Origin of the sequence: Photorhabdus akhurstii, from assembly GCF_019090985.1 — a bacterium.
Taxonomy (GTDB): domain Bacteria; phylum Pseudomonadota; class Gammaproteobacteria; order Enterobacterales; family Enterobacteriaceae; genus Photorhabdus; species Photorhabdus akhurstii.
Genome location: NZ_CP020335.1, coordinates 3574696 through 3592246, shown reverse-complemented (window position 1 = coordinate 3592246; position 17551 = coordinate 3574696). Strand labels below are relative to the sequence as shown.

General features: G+C 41.4%; 13 protein-coding genes and 1 pseudogene. 10 read left to right on the top strand and 4 right to left on the bottom strand.

Annotation, left to right across the window (positions count from 1 at the left end; genetic code table 11):
• Nucleotides 1–13: 13 nt before the first annotated feature.
• From B0X70_RS15725 to B0X70_RS15690, 8 genes are all read left to right on the top strand, one after another.
• Complete coding sequence (locus B0X70_RS15725; RefSeq protein ID WP_217469767.1) at nucleotides 14–1468, top strand: amino acid permease; 1455 nt, start codon at nucleotides 14–16, stop codon at nucleotides 1466–1468.
• A gap of 721 nt (nucleotides 1469–2189) precedes the next feature.
• Nucleotides 2190–3074, top strand: coding sequence for an LPD16 domain-containing protein (locus B0X70_RS15720; RefSeq protein ID WP_217469766.1), 885 nt, complete (start codon nucleotides 2190–2192; stop codon nucleotides 3072–3074).
• A gap of 12 nt (nucleotides 3075–3086) precedes the next feature.
• A complete protein-coding gene (locus B0X70_RS15715) occupies nucleotides 3087–4241 on the top strand; it encodes a cysteine desulfurase family protein (RefSeq protein ID WP_217469765.1) in 1155 nt (384 codons plus the stop codon).
• 11 nt (nucleotides 4242–4252) lie between these two features.
• Nucleotides 4253–5077, top strand: a complete 825-nt coding sequence (locus B0X70_RS25590; RefSeq protein WP_036775882.1) for a class I SAM-dependent methyltransferase — start codon at nucleotides 4253–4255, stop codon at nucleotides 5075–5077.
• A 660-nt stretch (nucleotides 5078–5737) separates the two neighbouring features.
• A complete protein-coding gene (locus B0X70_RS15705) occupies nucleotides 5738–6370 on the top strand; it encodes a hypothetical protein (RefSeq protein ID WP_036775883.1) in 633 nt (210 codons plus the stop codon).
• Between the two features lie 787 nt (nucleotides 6371–7157).
• Entirely contained in the window at nucleotides 7158–7802 is a 645-nt protein-coding gene (locus B0X70_RS15700; protein ID WP_036811941.1) for a hypothetical protein, read from the top strand.
• Nucleotides 7803–8305: 503 nt separating this feature from the next.
• The gene (locus B0X70_RS15695) at nucleotides 8306–8956 is read left to right on the top strand and encodes a hypothetical protein (protein WP_036811938.1); all 651 of its coding nucleotides are present in this window, start codon (nucleotides 8306–8308) and stop codon (nucleotides 8954–8956) included.
• 612 nt (nucleotides 8957–9568) lie between these two features.
• Nucleotides 9569–10243, top strand: a complete 675-nt coding sequence (locus tag B0X70_RS15690; RefSeq protein WP_217469764.1) for a hypothetical protein — start codon at nucleotides 9569–9571, stop codon at nucleotides 10241–10243.
• 100 nt (nucleotides 10244–10343) lie between these two features.
• Here B0X70_RS15690 and B0X70_RS15685 read toward each other — a convergent pair.
• The 3 genes and pseudogenes from B0X70_RS15685 to ackA form a co-directional block, all read right to left on the bottom strand.
• Nucleotides 10344–10460: pseudogene (locus tag B0X70_RS15685) on the bottom strand (type II toxin-antitoxin system HicB family antitoxin); the annotation flags it as partial.
• Between the two features lie 73 nt (nucleotides 10461–10533).
• Nucleotides 10534–12660: a phosphate acetyltransferase gene (pta, locus tag B0X70_RS15680; protein WP_036781401.1), complete on the bottom strand. Its 2127-nt coding sequence runs from the start codon at nucleotides 12658–12660 to the stop codon at nucleotides 10534–10536.
• Nucleotides 12661–12747: 87 nt separating this feature from the next.
• Nucleotides 12748–13950, bottom strand: a complete 1203-nt coding sequence (gene ackA, locus B0X70_RS15675) for an acetate kinase (RefSeq protein WP_217469763.1) — start codon at nucleotides 13948–13950, stop codon at nucleotides 12748–12750.
• A gap of 392 nt (nucleotides 13951–14342) precedes the next feature.
• Between ackA and yfbV the strand changes: the two genes are divergently transcribed.
• Both yfbV and B0X70_RS15665 read left to right on the top strand, forming a co-directional pair.
• The gene (gene yfbV, locus B0X70_RS15670; RefSeq protein ID WP_036811929.1) at nucleotides 14343–14798 is read left to right on the top strand and encodes a terminus macrodomain insulation protein YfbV; all 456 of its coding nucleotides are present in this window, start codon (nucleotides 14343–14345) and stop codon (nucleotides 14796–14798) included.
• Between the two features lie 142 nt (nucleotides 14799–14940).
• A complete protein-coding gene (locus tag B0X70_RS15665; protein WP_217469762.1) occupies nucleotides 14941–16773 on the top strand; it encodes an SLC13 family permease in 1833 nt (610 codons plus the stop codon).
• On the opposite strand, the gene yfbR is transcribed toward B0X70_RS15665, so the two are convergent.
• Entirely contained in the window at nucleotides 16770–17363 is a 594-nt protein-coding gene (gene yfbR, locus B0X70_RS15660) for a 5'-deoxynucleotidase (RefSeq protein WP_036781381.1), read from the bottom strand. The two genes, B0X70_RS15665 and yfbR, sit on opposite strands and share 4 nt — an antisense overlap.
• Between the last annotated feature and the right edge of the window lie 188 nt (nucleotides 17364–17551).

Here is a 17551-nt window from a genome sequence, read left to right as displayed (position 1 = left end):
GACGGGTATTATCATGACTAAAAACAATAAAACTCAACAAAACCTTTCGGCAGAGAAATTTGCTGATACACAAACGCTTCATAGAGGGCTGAGTGCGCGTCATATTCAATTGATTTCTATTGGTGGTGCTATTGGCACAGGTTTATTTATGGGATCAGGAAAAACCATTGCCGTATCGGGTACATCGATCATTATTACCTATGCGATTGTTGGTTTTTTTGTCTATATGGTAATGCGGGCAATGGGGGAATTGCTCCTGACGAAATTGAATTATCGCTCTTTTGCCGATTTCGTTTCCGATTATTTAGGTACCAAAGCCAGTTTTTTTCTCGGCTGGACTTATTGGATGAGTTGGATTGTTTCTTGTATTGCTGATGTTGTTGTATGCGGCGGCTATATTCAATATTGGTTTCCCGGCGTTTCTCTTTGGGTGCCCGCATTTATAACGCTAGGTTTACTGGGTACTTGTAATCTTCTTTCTGTCCGTTTATTTGGCGAAGCTGAATTCTGGTTCGCCATGATTAAAGTCATTGCGATTTTAGCGCTGATTATTATTGGTGTTGGTATGGTGATGGTAGGTTGGCAATCACCGGATGGTATGATCGCCTCGGTGAATAATTTAACTGATCCATCGGTATTTCTGCCAAATGGTATTTTTGGTTTTTTTGCCGGTTTCCAAATAGCGATTTTTTCTTTTACCGGTGTTGAGCTAGTTGGCACGATGACGGCAGAAACCAAAGATCCGGAAAAGATATTGCCGAAAGCTATTAATAATATCCCGATAAGAATTATTATTTTCTATATTTTCTCCATGTTAAGCATCATTGCTGTCACTTCCTGGGGGCGAATTTCAGCGGAAGTCAGCCCTTTTGTGACGCTATTTGCTCTAGCTGGTCTGCCTGCCGCTGCCGCAGTGGTTAATTTTGTTGTGTTAACGTCGGCAATGTCCTCTGCTAATAGTGGATTATATGCCTGTACACGTATGCTTTATGGCTTATCAACAGAAAAGAATGCCCACCAGAAATTTAAAATTCTTTCCCGCAATACCGCAATTCCTGTACATAGCTTGATGTTTTCTTGTTTCTGTATGGTGATTGGTACGTCGCTTTTATTTATCATACCGAATGTCATGCAGTTGTTTACTATTGTATCCACCGTTGCTTCGATTATGGTGATTTATAGCTGGTGTGTGATTTTGATTGCCTATTTGGTTTATCGTAAGAATTGCCCTGATGTGCATAAACGTTCAATATTTAAGATGCCTTTGGGGATGTTAATGACTTGGATAACCCTGACCTTTTTCATCTTTACCATAGTAGTAATGGTTTTTGACCCGGATACACTGGTTGCACTTTGTGTCACGCCTTTATGGTTTATTTTGTTAAGTATTTTATGGCGCGTAAAAAAGAGAAATGAGGCACAGGAAGAACAACGTTATCAGATATCAAAAGAGAGTTTTCGTTCATAGACAGGAATGAAGAAATAATGAATTGAAACAGATAGAAAAATGGCTTCAATGGTGATCTCATATTAGCCGAAACGGATCATTTGATTGTACGATATTCAACGGATATCAAACAATTACCTCAGGTGATAATCAAATCGTTTGCGAGCAGGGGCTTGCCTTTGCAGATATTTTAGTCAAAGTTGCGTTATTTCTTTTGACCTATTTCCAATTGAGAATTTGTTCAGTCCATTAATTTTCACCTGCTAAGTGTTTAGTCCCTTCAATGCCAAATAGGCTTCCATGCTACCTGTATTATTAGTCGAATCTAGCATTGGATATTCATGACCTCGGTGCTTTTATTAAATTTTAAATTAAATTTATTGATGATTTATTTTGTTTTTCGTCAAATTTTTTAATTCATTTTGAATCGTTGACCGTTTTAGTTAATGCCTTTGGTCTCTCCGAGGCAAGGATATACAACATTAATCTTGGCTATTAGTGTATATTAAATAGTACAGGGTATAGATTTAATAATTAATATTATTAATTGTTGTATGGTAGATTATATGTAAATATATTATCTATTATCAGTCGATAATTGATAATTGTTGTGTGGGAGGATGTTCATAGTGAGTGAAATTCAGCAATCCACCAGGAAAATTAAAATGGGTTATACGGTTTCCATAACTATAATACAGCCTTTAAGTTTCTAATAAAATCAATAATATAAATATAGGCACATATGCAGCAAATTAACATCTCAAACAGCCACCGTTTGGTTCAATCCGAGGCTGAGCTACTCGACCTTATTCTCGCCGAAGTAACTAATACTCCACATCCGGATCTCGTCATTATGGCAGGGCATTTCATGCTCTTCCTTGACGAAGAACGGGGATGCCTCGTACCGGGGGTTATCGAAGAAAATAGTTCGCCCATGCGAGAAAAAATTGAACGACGTGTAGGAATCTTTCCAGGATATACTTGGGAACTTGGTGTTCGAATCGCAGAGCAGCTTGATCCCCAATTCGAAGCGATTAAATTTCTGTTGCTTATCAACGATTGGCAATATGTTTCGCGCGATAATGGGCCTGCATCCGAATTAAGACGTGTCTTCTACGAGCAATTCTCCGCGCTTCCGGCCTCATACCAATCTATCTTGGAGCGCAGTGGACAATTCTCTGAACAAAACATACTTGCAAGCCGCAAGCACCCTATTGCCTACCCGGAGACTTGGCTGAAATATCGGTTCCAGAAAAGCGCCGATAAGTTGGTCAAAGCGGGGCTATTAAATCGTCGGGTTCTCGACAATGGCCCTGATGCTGGAACCGAAATTTCTCTTGTGGACGAAAACGGCGACTATCGTCCTCTCATTACCTGTGGTGTTACCGGATGTGCGGGAGAGATCACGGAGATGATCTCTGAGGTCTACAACGCGCAACATCGCCTTCTGGTGATTTTTGCCCCCGGCGAATGTTTCCAACCGGTCAAAACAGGGGTAAGCACCGCGCTCTCTCTGTATGGGCTTTCGGGTATGAAGGTGATTGTTGCAGATCCCGGTGGAAGCGGAGAGATGCAGCAGCAAGAGATCTACTCGAAACTCGTTAACGTTGCCGTCTTCACTTCCTGATAGGGAGTCGCTATGAATGTCAATGAAAACCCGACTGGCACAATCTATCTGGATCATTGCGCCACGACACCATGCTTTCCAGAGGTCGTCGACATCATGCGATTCTATATGGAGCATGAATTCGGCAATGCTTCTTCCGCTCATGTGATGGGGCGTCGTGCCCGGCATGCGATTGAGAACGCCACCCAACAAGTTGCGTCTCTCATCGGCGCCCGCCCGGAAGAGATCGTCTTCACATCGGGCGCTACAGAAGCCAACAACATCGCTCTTTTTTCGAGTTTTGCCCACAACGAATGCGCTCCTGCGGGAGCGCTGCTTTGCCCCATCGACCACAAATCTGTGTTGCTCGTCGGCAAAGAGTTGGCTCGTCGGGGGCTTGCTGTCGAGTATCTGCCGGTTGCCGCCAATGGTCGGGTAAAACCGGAAGATGTCATGACTAGACTGACCGCCGACACCCGTATCGTCAGCGTCACTCATGTGAATTCTGAGCTAGGCACCGTTCAGCCGGTGGATGAAATCGCCGCAATCACGCGTCGGTCAGGCGCTTGGCTACATGTGGATGCTGTCCAGTCTGTCGGCAAAATTCCTATGAACGTCAAGGAAACGGGAATTGATATGCTTTCATTTTCCGCCCACAAAATGCGGGGGCCGAAAGGAGTCGGGGCACTTTTTGTCGATGCGCGTATTGCCGCACGTTTGAGGACCTTTATCTATGGCGGCGGTCAGAATCATTTGCGTAGCGGCACCTTGCCGACGCCGTTGATTGTAGGGTTTGGCCTTGCGTGCCAGATGGTTCAGTCGACCCTCATGCAACGCCAGGCAAAAGTCACCGCATTGAGAGACTATTTCATCACTCGTCTGCATCAAAGAGTGCCGAACGCAGTGTTGAATACCGATCTCTCTTGCAGTTCCCCATATGTCGTGAACGTTCAGTTCAAAGGTATCGCTTCGGAGGCGTTGATATCCGGGTTGCATCAGGTGGCTATATCGTCAGGTTCAGCCTGCAACTCCGCGGAACTACAGCCTTCGCATGTGCTCACAGGTATTGGCTTAAGCTCGGCTCAGGCCAATGCGTCGGTTCGGTTCTGTTTTGATCCGGATCTCGATAATGCGATACTGGATACCGCAATTGAACACCTTGTCTTCCGATTAAATTCTATTCGCTAGGAGCATTATCTATGACTATGCAAACTTCCTCCTCAAGCTCTGGCACTGGTTTTTACGAACGGGCTTTTGGTAGTTTCTCTGCGGAAGCGGTATCCGAGGTACGCAAAGAGACTTATGGCGAAGACCTGGGGCAAAACAACTGGTCCTCTGCTGATGAGTTTAGAAAGTTCTCCCAATGGCTTCAATTATCTGACCGCTCTCATGTGCTGGATGTATGCAGTGGGTCTGGAGGGCCGGCTCTGTTTTTGGCAAGGACCAGCGGCTGTAGGGTGACGGGGGTTGACATTAATCCTCACGGCCTCCTTACTGCCCGGCAACTTGCGGCAGATTTCGGACTGGAAGATCGAAGCAACTTCGTCGACAGTGATGTTCGTCAGCCTCTGCCATTTCCCGACGGCACCTTTGACGCGCTATGGTGCATCGACTCGGTAATTCATATTCCCGATCGGCTGGCTTTGCTGAGTGAGTGGTGTCGGCTACTGAAGCCAGGCGGACGGTTTTTGTATACTGATCCTACTCTGGTAACCGGTATGCTCAGTAAAGAAGAGATAGTGATACGTGGCATGCCAGGTTATTTCCTTTATAGCCCAGTCGGATTGAATGAGCGACTGATCAACGAGGCGGGCCTTTGCCTTGAAATGCAAGTGGACCTGACACAAAGCGTTGTGGAACTCAGCGAACGCTGGAGTGCCGGGCGTGAGAAGCGCAAGGAGCAGTTTATCGTAATAGAGGGTGAAGAGACGTTCGAACGTATGCAGAACTTCTTGTCCACCACTCGATTAGTCTCAATCGAACGCAGGTTGTCGCGCGTGGCTTTTGTCGGTTATCGTCCGTGATATCCTTTACCTCCTGCCCATTGGGCAAGGAGGTATCCTACCTATTTGCGTGTGAATAATGATGTTAACCTACCGAAGTGCATTCAACTTTCCTGTCTCGGGTTGGATGTCTGGCTTGACCGCTTACTAAAAATTCAATGAATGATAAACCCGTTTACTCGTAGAGTAATTATGTTGTACTGACTATGCGAAACTGAATTTAAATTAATTTAAAGTAAATGTAGCGATTGTTCAAAAATATATTTTTAATGTTATGGAAATGTGTATTTTCTTTAATTATATTTTAGATTTTTGGAATTAATCTAAGTAATTATTTTGTTTTATTATCAGTATGGTGTTTTTATTGCGATTATAATATGTTTTTGACCATTGTAGTATAAATGGTTATATAATCATTTTATTATTGCCATGTTGTCTTGATATATAAATTAAATATTTTTTGTTTTAATCATATTGGAATTTGTTTTTGTTTTTTATGATTTAATAACATATCGTTATCTAGGTCAGGTGGTAACAATAGAGAGTGATTTAATTGATTGATTTATTATCGGTCATCCGTAATGATATGTTTTAAAATAAGTATATTAATAACAGCAATGAAATTTATTTTTATTCTATTGAACGTTAAATTTCTTAATTGAATAAAGCAAGGAGATAAGTATGATTTTAAATAAAAAAGTTTTCCTGATTTCCCCTTTTTTGCTCGCAGTGAGTAGTTTTAGCATGGCATGTAAGACAGATCCAAAGATAGAAAAAATAATCACTAAAAATGGGCTGGAAAAGACCAAAGTGATGTCTATGTATAAAAATTGCACACTTTCAGTCTCAGCAGATACACCAAATAAAGTGACATTAGTAAATAATAAAGCGGCAAATCGTGATGCTGAAGCAAAAAAAGCGATGTATTGGTATAGAGGGATGGGAATAAAGGAATATAAAGCATTTCACCAGAATAAGTATAAAAGTCTTCCTTGTGTTAAAGGCAAAAGTTTTTGTGGAATTGCTCCCGAATATACTTATTCGCAAGGTTATCTGACAAATAGCAATCCTGGCGTTGTTGTTGAGTTTAGTACAATAGAACCCAGTTGGTTATATAATGATTTTAAAATTAAACATAAGTGTGAGTATAAAGCTGAAGGGGGAGGAACATATGGGCTTGGTGTAACAGGAACATCGGCAAGTTGTGATTCAGAATACCAGAGAGTTGGAATAGGAAATGTATTTAATAGGTGGTTATCAGAAAAGCCAGCTAAAATAGATGTCATAATTTCTTATGTATTGTTAGCAAAATAGATTTCAACTATATACCTGTCATCTTTCAAGTTGCCTCTTTGTTGGTTGCACTCACTCACCCCGGTCACATAGTTCTCTATGCTCCCGGGGATTCGCTCCCTTGCCGTCGCGATGCATCTTGAAATCTATAAGGTATAAATAGTTTTTGTTGAAATATATTGCACCGAATGTTTATAACTTCGGTGCTTTTTATTGGTAATGTATTTAAATAAAATGATCAACGTTATTGGAAATAAAATGGATTTGTTAATATTTTATTGGATATGATAAGAATATAATCTACAAAAAGAATATTACCATAAGGGTAAGAACAAATTATCATTGCTAGATGTTTTTCAATAGGTATAAATAAATACTTTATTTTTTGAATTATGTGAATAATTATCATTGCAATTGGGTGATGTCCAATATGTTATTTAGGAATAATAAATAGGTAATTGTTTTATTTATGTGATATGGTAACAACTAAAAAATTATCTATTTTATATGTTATTGAAATTGTCTTTTTTGTGTTTTTGTTTTATTTTTAATTTGATTATTTTGGCGCTTGTGTTTTTTGATTTAACAATCTATCTTTATTTAAGATAGCTAATAACAAGAGAGACTAATTAAATGATATAATTTATATTGCGAAGTTATTTTGTTATTGATTCTTTATTTATAGTAGCATTGCACGTTAAGTCATTATATGTCGACAAAGATTATAGATGAATTTGTTAATAACAGTTATGAAATATATCTTTGTTTTTCTTGGTATCAATACTATCAATAAAGCAAGGAGAGAAATATGAGCTTGAATAAAAAAGTCTTTCTGATTTTTACTTTATTAGCTATGAGCCATTTTAGTGTGGCATGTAATATTGATCCAACGGTAGAAAATATAATAAAAAGCTATGGGCTACAAGAAACTAAAGTGATGTCTATGTATAAAAAGTGCGAATTGGATGCGGTGAATACTGGAAATAGAATTATATTAACTAATCATAAATCCCAAAATAGGAATGAACGTGCAGAGATAGCGATGTACTGGTATCGAGGAATGGGAATAGAAGAATTTAAGTTATTTGATAGTAATAAGTTTAAGAGTATTCCTTGTGTTAATGTGCCGAATCGCTTTTGTGGAATTTCTCCTGAGTATACTTACGCGAAGAGCTATCCGATGAGAGAAGATAAAAAATTGGTTATAGAGTTTAGTACCGTAAAACCTGGCTGGCTATATAATGAATTTACAACTAAACATAACTGCGAAATTTATGTTGAATCAAGAGGAGAATCATATAGACTGGGTGGAATGGGCGCATTGAAAGAAGATGAATCGAATTGTGAGCCTAAAGGTTATAAGGTCGGGGATGAGTTTAATAACTGGCTATCAGAAAAGCCAGTTAAAATAGAGGTTACAATTTCTTATATACAATTACCTATACTGAACTAATCCTTAATATCTGTTATATAACCATGTCATTATTAGCTTTAAACTCTCTTTTAGCACCGAATGTCTTATAGCTTTGGTGCTTTTTCTTGGTTAAAGTTTATCGCCCTTGTTGGGGGGATAACTAATAACACTCGATAGAATGTTAAAGAATAAATGCAAATTGCATAAAGAACTCTATTAGATAACAAAGAAAATTTTCATTGAGAAATGTTTTTCAAAAGAAATATTTTCATATCACTATTGGTTTTTTTCTTATATATCGTTACTATATTTTTTGTAGATATTCTAATGGCATATTTTTTAATTTAATTATATTGGAATTTGTTTTTGTTTTTTATAGTTAAATAATCTACCTTATTCAAGGCAGATAATAACAATAAGGATTAATGCAACGGTTAATTTATTATGTTATCTGTAATGGCATTCTTTAATTAATATATAATGATGAAATCTATTTTAATCTAATTAGGTACCAAAACTATAAATAAAGCAAGGAGAGAAATATGAGTTTGAATAAAAAATTTTTCCTTATTTCCCCACTTTTATTAGCTATTAGCAGTTTCAGTATGGCATGTATGAAAGATCCGGAAAACATTAGAAATCAGGTAAAAGATGCAATAACCGCAAATGGATTGGCAAAAACCAAAGTAATGTCTTTATACACAAATTGTGTTCTTAGAGTTAAAGACAACACACCAAATAAACTTACGCTAAAGAGTAGTAAAACCTCAAATAGTGATAATGAGGCAGAAAAATCGATGTACTGGTATCGAGGAATGGAGATAAAGGAATATCAAACATTTGATAAAAATAGGAACGAGAAAATTTCTTGCGTTCAAGAAAACAGTTTCTGTGGAATTGCGCCTCAATTCACTTACTCACAAAGTTATCTAACGAATAAAAAACCAGGTGTTGTTATTGAATTTAAGACGGAAAAGGCTGGTTGGTTATATAATGACTTTACAACTAAAAATGGATGTAAGACTAAAGCTGAAGGTGGAGGAACATACGGGCTTGGTGTAACAGGAACATCGGCAAGTTGTAATTCTGCATATAAGCAACGCGGAATAGGAAATATATTTAATGGGTGGTTATCAAAGAATAAAGTACAAGCCCAGGTCGCGTATGTATTATTACAGAAAAAGAAAAAATAGGCTTCTCTGTGCTGAAACTATGCAATTATCAATCTTGAATATACACAGATAACTATAAAGGTGAGGTGCCGCATATATGCGGCACGATTAAATTGTTTTTTGTATTTAATTGTGTTCAGTTAGATAGCAGAAAAACTTTCATTGAAAAATATTTTACAATAGTGATAAATAATTATTTGATTTTTATGTATTTTATAATCGAGCATAATTGCAATCTTGTGAAAATTATTTAGATTATTATGATATAAAAAACCAGTGGTTATGATGTTATATATATAACATGTGAATGTTGATAAATTATTCATTTTATATATTGTTGAAATTTTTCTATATTTATTTTTATGTGTTTAAGTAAGATATTTTTCTAATTTAATGATTCTGTAATTTGTGTTTTTTGATTTAATAATCTATTCTTACTTAAGAAAGGAAATAATAACTAATTGAATTAAATGATTTATATTGTAATTCCCTATTGTTGTTGATTTCTTATTTGTGTCTGAATTGTGATTTAAATTATTATTTATATCGTAAATTATATATTAGTTTGATGATAACGAAATTAATTTTTGTTCCATTTAGTGTTAAAACTATAAATCAAGTAAGGAAAGAAACATGAGTTTGAATAAAAAGATTTTCTTTATTTCGCCGTTTTTATTAGCGATGAGTAGTTTCAGTATGGCATGTATGCAAGATCCAGAAAATATTAGAAATCAGGTAAAAGACGCAATAGATTATAATGGATTGAGTAAGACTAAAGTGATGTCTATGTATGGAAATTGCAAACTTAGAGCGAATGTGAAAAATTTTGAAAAGAGAAATGACATTGAGTTAAATAATACTTTTACTCTTAATCAGGATGATGAGGCTGCGACAGCAAAGTATTGGTATAGAGGAATGGGAAAAGATGAATATATATTATTAGACCGCAATGGATATAATGCAATCCCTTGTGTTACAGAGGCGAGCTATTGTGGAATTACACCTCAATATACTTATGCAAAAACATATCCGACAAGTGAAAAGCCTAAAATTACTATAGAGTTCAGTACAGAAGGATCTGGTTGGTTATATAACGAATTTACAACTCAACATCAGTGTCAAATTAAAGCGGAAGGGGGAGGTTCATATGGGCTTGGCAGAACAGGAACATCGGGTGATAGAGTGAGTAGCTGTAAGCCTGCTGAATATAGGGTAGGGGTTGAATTTAACAGATGGTTATCAGGACATAAAATACAAGCTCAAGTTTCTTATGTATTGTTACCAAAAAAGCCAAAAAATAGGATTTAACGTCTATTCTGTTACCCTGTAATTATCAATCTTAAATTTTTTCAAATAAATATAAAGTGCCGCATATCTGCGGCACGATTAAATTTCTGATTCATTTTGCGAAATGTATCTCAATAGCACTTTTAGCATCTTGCCAGGCTTCTTCAAGTGTATCGCCAGCAAAATAACAGCCGGGTACATCAGAAAACCAGCATCTTTCCGGGAATAAAAAGAAAATAAAAAGGCCAAATCCAGAGAAGTACAAGGATTCAGCCTTTGTCAGCGATTAATCTGCTACGGATAAGAAGCGGTTACGCTTCCCCCTGTGCTGATTGAATCGCAGTCAGTGCAACGGTGTAAACAATATCGTCTACCAAAGCGCCACGGGACAGGTCGTTAACCGGTTTACGCATACCTTGCAGCATTGGCCCGATAGAAACCAGATCCGCAGAACGTTGTACCGCTTTGTAGGTGGTATTACCGGTGTTCAGATCAGGGAAGATGAACACAGTAGCTTGACCGGCAACCGGTGAGTTTGGTGCTTTGGATTTCGCTACATCTGCCATGATTGCGGCGTCATATTGCAATGGGCCGTCAATGATCAGGTCCGGGCGTTTTTCCTGTGCCAAACGAGTTGCTTCACGAACTTTTTCAACATCACTACCGGCGCCGGAGTTGCCGGTAGAGTAGGAGATCATGGCTACACGCGGTTCGATACCAAATGCTTTAGCTGAATCCGCAGATTGAATAGCGATTTCAGACAGTTGTTCAGCAGTCGGATCTGGGTTGATTGCACAGTCACCGTAAACCAGAACCTGTTCCGGCAGCAGCATAAAGAATACGGATGATACCAATGAACTACCCGGCGCAGTTTTAATTAACTGTAATGGCGGACGGATGGTGTTTGCCGTGGTGTGTACCGCACCGGATACCAAACCATCAACTTCGCCCTGTTCCAGCATCAACGTACCCAGAACAACGTTGTCTTCCAGTTGTTCACGTGCAACGACTTCGGTCATGCCTTTGCTTTTACGCAGTTCAACCAGACGTGGAACATAACGCTCACGTACAGCAACCGGATCAACAATTTCAATACCCGCGCCCAGTTCTACCCCCTGAGCAGCGGCGACACGGCGGATCTCTTCTGGATCGCCAAGTAAAACGCATTGCGCAATACCGCGATCAGCACAGATAGATGCCGCTTTCACGGTACGAGGTTCGTCACCTTCCGGCAGAACAATGCGTTTGCCTGCTTTGCGCGCCAATTCTGTTAATTGATAACGGAATGCAGGTGGAGAGAGGCGATGTGGGCGTTCAGAGTTCGCTGTCAGGGAGTCGATCCACTCTTTGTTGATATGGTGTGCGACGTAGTTTTGCAGTTTTTCAATACGTTCATGGTCATCTACCGGAACTTCCAGGCTGAAACTTTGCAGGCTCAGGGAAGTCTGCCAGGTGTTGGTATCAACCATAAAGACTGGCAGGCCAGTGTTGAAGGCACGTTCACACAATTGCTTAATCGGCTCATCGATGGCATAGCCGCCGGTTAGCAGAATTGCACCGATTTCAACGCCATTCATAGCCGCCAGACAGGCTGAAACCAGAACGTCTGGACGATCAGCCGAAGTGACCAGCAGAGAACCGGGACGGAAGTGCTCTAACATGTGTGGAATGCTGCGTGCACAGAAAGTCACGGATTTCACACGACGGGTTTTGATCGCGCCTTCGTTGATAATACGGGCGTTCAGGTGTCTTGCCATATCGATTGCACGAGTTGCAATCAGGTCAAAACTCCACGGAATGCAACCCAGGATTGGCAATGGGCTATTTTTAAACAGCGTGTTCGGATCGATGTTAGATGTGGTGGCTTTTGAGGATTCATCAAAGATCTCTGACAGATCAGGACGGGTACGGCCTTGATCGTCAACCGGCGCATTCAGTTTGTTAATAATAACACCGGTAATGTTCTGGTTTTTGCTGCCGCCAAATTCAGCACGAGCCAGTTCAACACGTTCTTTCAACTGTTCCGGGGAATCGTTGCCTAGCGCCAATACGAATACGATTTCAGCATTCAGCGTTTTGGCAATTTCATAGTTGAGAGATTGGGCGAATGAATGCTTGCGGGTTGGAACCAGACCTTCAATCAGAATGACTTCTGCATCTTTGGTGTTTTCGTGGTAAAGGGCCACGATTTTTTCCATCAGTACATCTTTCTGATTGGTTGTCAGCAAAGATTCCACATGCGCCATGTCCAGCGGTTCAGCGGTTTTTATGCTGGAATGAGAGCGGATGATTGTCGTGGTTTGATCTTGGGCGCCACAGCAACGGGATTGGGCGATAGGTTTGAAAACACTCAGGCTAACGCCTTTTTGCTCCATTGAGCGGATTACACCTAAACTAACACTGGTCAAGCCGACGCTGGTGCTAGTAGGGATCAACATAATTGTACGGGACACGGAAACCTCTTTACGGTTGCTCGTTGGTCAAAAAATAGTACCGCCAGCAGTGGCTGGCGGTTGGTCAAATTATTACGCGGTCAGACGCGCTGCGTCTTGAGCGATCACTAATTCTTCATTGGTTGGGATCACCAAAGCAAGACGGCTGTTGTCAGTCGTGATAGCGCCGGATTTACCGAAGCGAGCCGCCAGGTTACGGTCGTGATCGTATTCAAAGCCTAACAGAGCCAGTTTTTTCAGTACCAGCTCACGAACCAGTGCGGAGTTTTCACCAATACCACCGGTAAAGATAATGGCATCCAAACGGCCTTCCATCAGTGCGGAATAAGAGCCGACGTATTTAGCCAGACGGTGGCAGTAAACGTCCATCGCGCGTTTAGCATCGGCTTTAGTTTTATAGTTATCTTCTATATAACGGCAATCACTGGTGACTTCGGTCAGACCTAGCAGACCAGATTCTTTGGTCAACAGTTTGTTGATTTGTTCAACGCTCATGCCCAGTGAATCATGCAGGTGGAAAATGATAGCCGGGTCGATGTCACCGCTGCGGGTACCCATTACCAGACCTTCCAGTGGCGTCAATCCCATAGAGGTGTCAACACACCGGCCATTAACGATAGCGGAGATGGAACCACCATTACCCAGATGACAAACGATAACGTTCAGCTCTTCAACCGGTTTGTTGAGCGTTTTTGCCGCTTCACGGGAAACGAAGAAGTGGCTGGTTCCATGTGCGCCATAGCGACGAATGCCGTGTTCTTTGTACAGGTTGTATGGCAGGGCATACAGGTAAGCCTCTTCCGGCATGGTCTGATGGAACGCGGTATCGAATACGGCAACGTTTTTGTCAGTCAGGTGTGGGAACCCTTTTTTCGCTTCTTCGATACCAATCAGGTGAGCCGGGTTGTGCAATGGTGCGAATGGAACCGCATCTTTAATCCCTTGAATCACTTCATCATTGATGGCGACGGATGCTGTGAATTTTTCACCGCCGTGAACAATACGGTGGCCGATTGCGGTGATTTGATCAGAAAGTTCTGGTTTTTCCGCCAGAATAGTATTAACAATAAAGTTCAATGCTTCACTGTGGGCTGCGCCAGCACCTAAAGCGGCTTCATGTTTCGCGCCATCCATTTTCCACTTAATGCGGGCTTCGGGCAGGTTAAAACATTCAGCTAGACCAGAAAGATATTCTTCACCGTTAGCAGGATCGATGATAGCAAATTTCAGAGAAGAGCTACCGCAATTGAGGACCAGTACCAGCTTACTTGACATGGAAATACCTATATCGTGTTTGTCATTGAGTCTTACAGATAAGACATGTTGATTAATAAAACGTCAATTACTTATGAGCGTAGCGCGTAAGGTGATGACATTAAATGATTAACATCATGCTCTATGCAAAGAGCATGATGATAAGGTTTCGATTTTCAAAACCCCTTTTTTGCCAGCCATGATGTTAAGAGATAGCGTGATTTGTTAACAAAATGAACCTAAATGCAGTAAAAAAGGTAAAATGTGTCACTTTACTGCTGTGTATAACACAAAAGTGGATGTAGGATACCGATAGCCAGCAGTAAAGACAAAATATACTTAATCCTACAAAAAATATTTTATCATTTACAATGTTTTTTTAAAAAATGTGTTTTTAATTGATTGAGGTCATAATGAGCGCAATACCTCCCACCAGTAATGGATGGCTGAGAAAGATGCAACTGGGACAGCAATACATGAAGACTTGGCCGATTGAGAAACAATTGGCGCCCATGTTTCCTGAAAACCGGATTATTAAGGCAACTCGTTTTGGTATCCGGTTTATGCCGCCGTTGGCTATTTTTACGTTGACGTGGCAAATCGCACTGGGTGGTCAGCTTGGTCCGGCTGTGGCGACGGCGTTGTTTGCCTGTAGTTTACCGATGCAAGGGTTATGGTGGTTGGGGAAACGGGCATCAACGCCACTACCGGCGGCATTGCTGAAATGGTTCCATGAAATCCGTGATAAATTTGCCGCAGCCGGTATTGCAATGGCTCCGGTGCAGCAAACGCCAACTTATCAATCCCTCGCGGAACTGCTGAAACGCGCGTTTAAACAACTCGATCGTTCGTTTCTCGATGATGTTTAAGCCAGGAGAAAGATCAGAAATGATGGTTCATGACGAAAAGTGGACACATTGTTGATCGCAACTGGAGATTTTCCCTCAATAAAATGGTCTACTAGCCAAGTTTTCGATACTAATATCTTCTTCTTTGTTGATAGAGGCCATTTTGAATAGCGAACTCTTGTGGGTATTGACCCTGCTGTTGATAGCTATTGTTCTTTTTACCACCAATAAACTACGCATGGATATTGTTGCATTATTGGTGATTATCGCATTTGTCATGAGTGGAACGTTGACGCTTGGTGAAGCGACCAGCGGTTTCAGTGATCCCAATGTGTTGTTGATAGCTGCCCTGTTTGTTATTGGCGAAGGATTAGTAAGGACTGGCGTTGCTTATCAAATGGGGGACTGGCTGGTAAGGGTTGCCGGAAACAGCGAAACTAAAATGTTGGCGTTACTGATGATGACGGTGGCGGGGCTTGGTGCTTTCATGAGCTCTACAGGAGTGGTCGCAATTTTTATTCCTGTGGTGCTCAGTGTGGCGGCAAGAATGAAAATTTCGCCGGGGCGGTTGATGATGCCTTTGAGTTTTGCCGGGCTTATCAGCGGCATGATGACATTGGTAGCAACGCCGCCCAATATGGTGATTAACAGTGAGTTGATACGGGAAGGGCTTCCCGGTTTCAAATTTTTCTCTATTACACCGATTGGTATTTTGATTCTGTTTGCCGGTATTGGTTATATGTTGATCGCTCACCATTGGTTGGGAAATGATCAATCGGATAAAGGTCATGACAAATGGAATCGCCGCACTTTCCGTGACCTTATCCGCGACTATAAATTATCCGGTCGCGCGCGTCGTCTGGCTATCCGTTCAGGTTCCCCGCTGATTGGCCTTTCTCTTGATGAGTCAAATTTGCGTGCCCGCTATGGGGCTAATGTCGTTGGTATTGAGCGTTGGCGACGTTTTCGGCGCGTTATGGTCAGTGCGGTGGGCAATACCGAATTGAGAGCGCGGGATGTGTTGCTGGTTGATATGTCAGACAGTGAGGTGGATCTGCGTGAGTTTTGCAGTGAGCAATTATTAGAGCCGATGGTACTGCGTGGGGAGTATTTTTCTGAACAATCTCGTAATGTGGGAATGGCGGAAGTTTCTCTGATCCCGGAGTCAGATTTATTAGGAAAGTCGCTGCGGGAAATCTGTTTTCGTACCTGCTATGGCTTGAATGTTGTTGGTATTCGACGTGATGGTGAATCGTTGCCGGGTAAACTGGTCGATGAACCGCTGCAACTGGGCGATATTTTGCTGGTTATTGGTGACTGGAAACTGATCCGTGTCCTGCAAACCAAAATGCGCGATTTTATTGTCCTTAATCTGCCGGTTGAGATCGAAGAAGTAGCCCCGGCAACGTCCCAAGCTCCACATGCGCTTTTGAGTTTGGCGCTGATGGTAGCCATGATGCTTACCGATGAAGTACCCAATGTGATTGCGGCATTGATAGCTTGCCTGTTGATGGGAAAATTCCGCTGTATTGATATGGAAAGTGCGTACCGCTCTATTCACTGGCCCAGTATTATCCTGATTGTCGGGATGATGCCGTTTGCACTGGCATTACAGAAAACCGGCGGGATTGATCTGATTGTTCGCGGCCTGATGGATATTGCCGGTGATATGGGGCCGAGAGTGATGCTGGTATGTCTGTTTGTACTTTGTGCGGTAATCGGCTTGTTTATTTCTAATACGGCAACGGCGGTATTAATGGCGCCGATAGCCATTGCTGCCGCGCGTGAAATGGCAGTCTCTCCGATGCCATTTGCAATGATTATTGGCGTGGCGGCTTCTGCCGCATTTATGACCCCGGTTTCATCCCCAGTGAATACGCTGGTTCTTGGCCCCGGTGGTTATAAGTTTTCCGATTTTGTCCGTTTGGGCGTACCATTCACCCTGCTGGTGATGGTGATAAGTGTGCTGGTCATACCTTGGTTGTTTCCATTCTAATGGGGAATATCGAGGCTAATTTCATCTAATGACAAGCTGAACCCCGGTACAAAAACTTTCATAAAGTAATCCATCTCCTGGCTGTGACGATCAGCCAGGGTTTTTTCAAGCCGGGCTTTCGCCAGATTGAATTCATGGTTACCTGCCGATAACTCTTCCAGACATTTCAGATAAGCACACAGGGAATCGGCCTGCTTAATGATAAAAGTTTCTTCTGCTGTATGCTGACTGTCATCCAGAATTGGGCGGAAATCCTCTTGTAGCTCCGCGGGCAGCATTTCCAATAATTTCTTCTGTGCGATTTTTTCTATCTTTTTGTATTCCCGTGCGATATGTGGATTGTGATATTTGACCGGTGTGGGTAAATCTCCGGTGATAACTTCGCTGGCGTCGTGATACATAGCCAGCAACGCAATGCGTTCAGCATTCACATTGCCGCCAAATTTGCGGTTTTTGATAATGGCTAAGGCGTGTGCGACAAAGGCTACCTGTAGGCTGTGTTCAGACACGTTTTCTGTACGTACATTGCGCATCAAAGGCCAACGGTTAATCAGTTTCAAACGGGAGAGGTGGGCAAAAAAGTGGCTCATAATTATCTCTTACAGTAAACATTGCTGTTATTGTGAGCTGTGGGTGGGGTGAAGTAAACCTTAAAATCGTTTCTTAATTTTTATCCCTTTATTTTGTATGGGAATGTGCTATTTACCTGGAGCACATTAAAACGGGTATCCAGACCGTATAGCAAGGGCGATAGGGTTAATTTACATTTACCATTAAC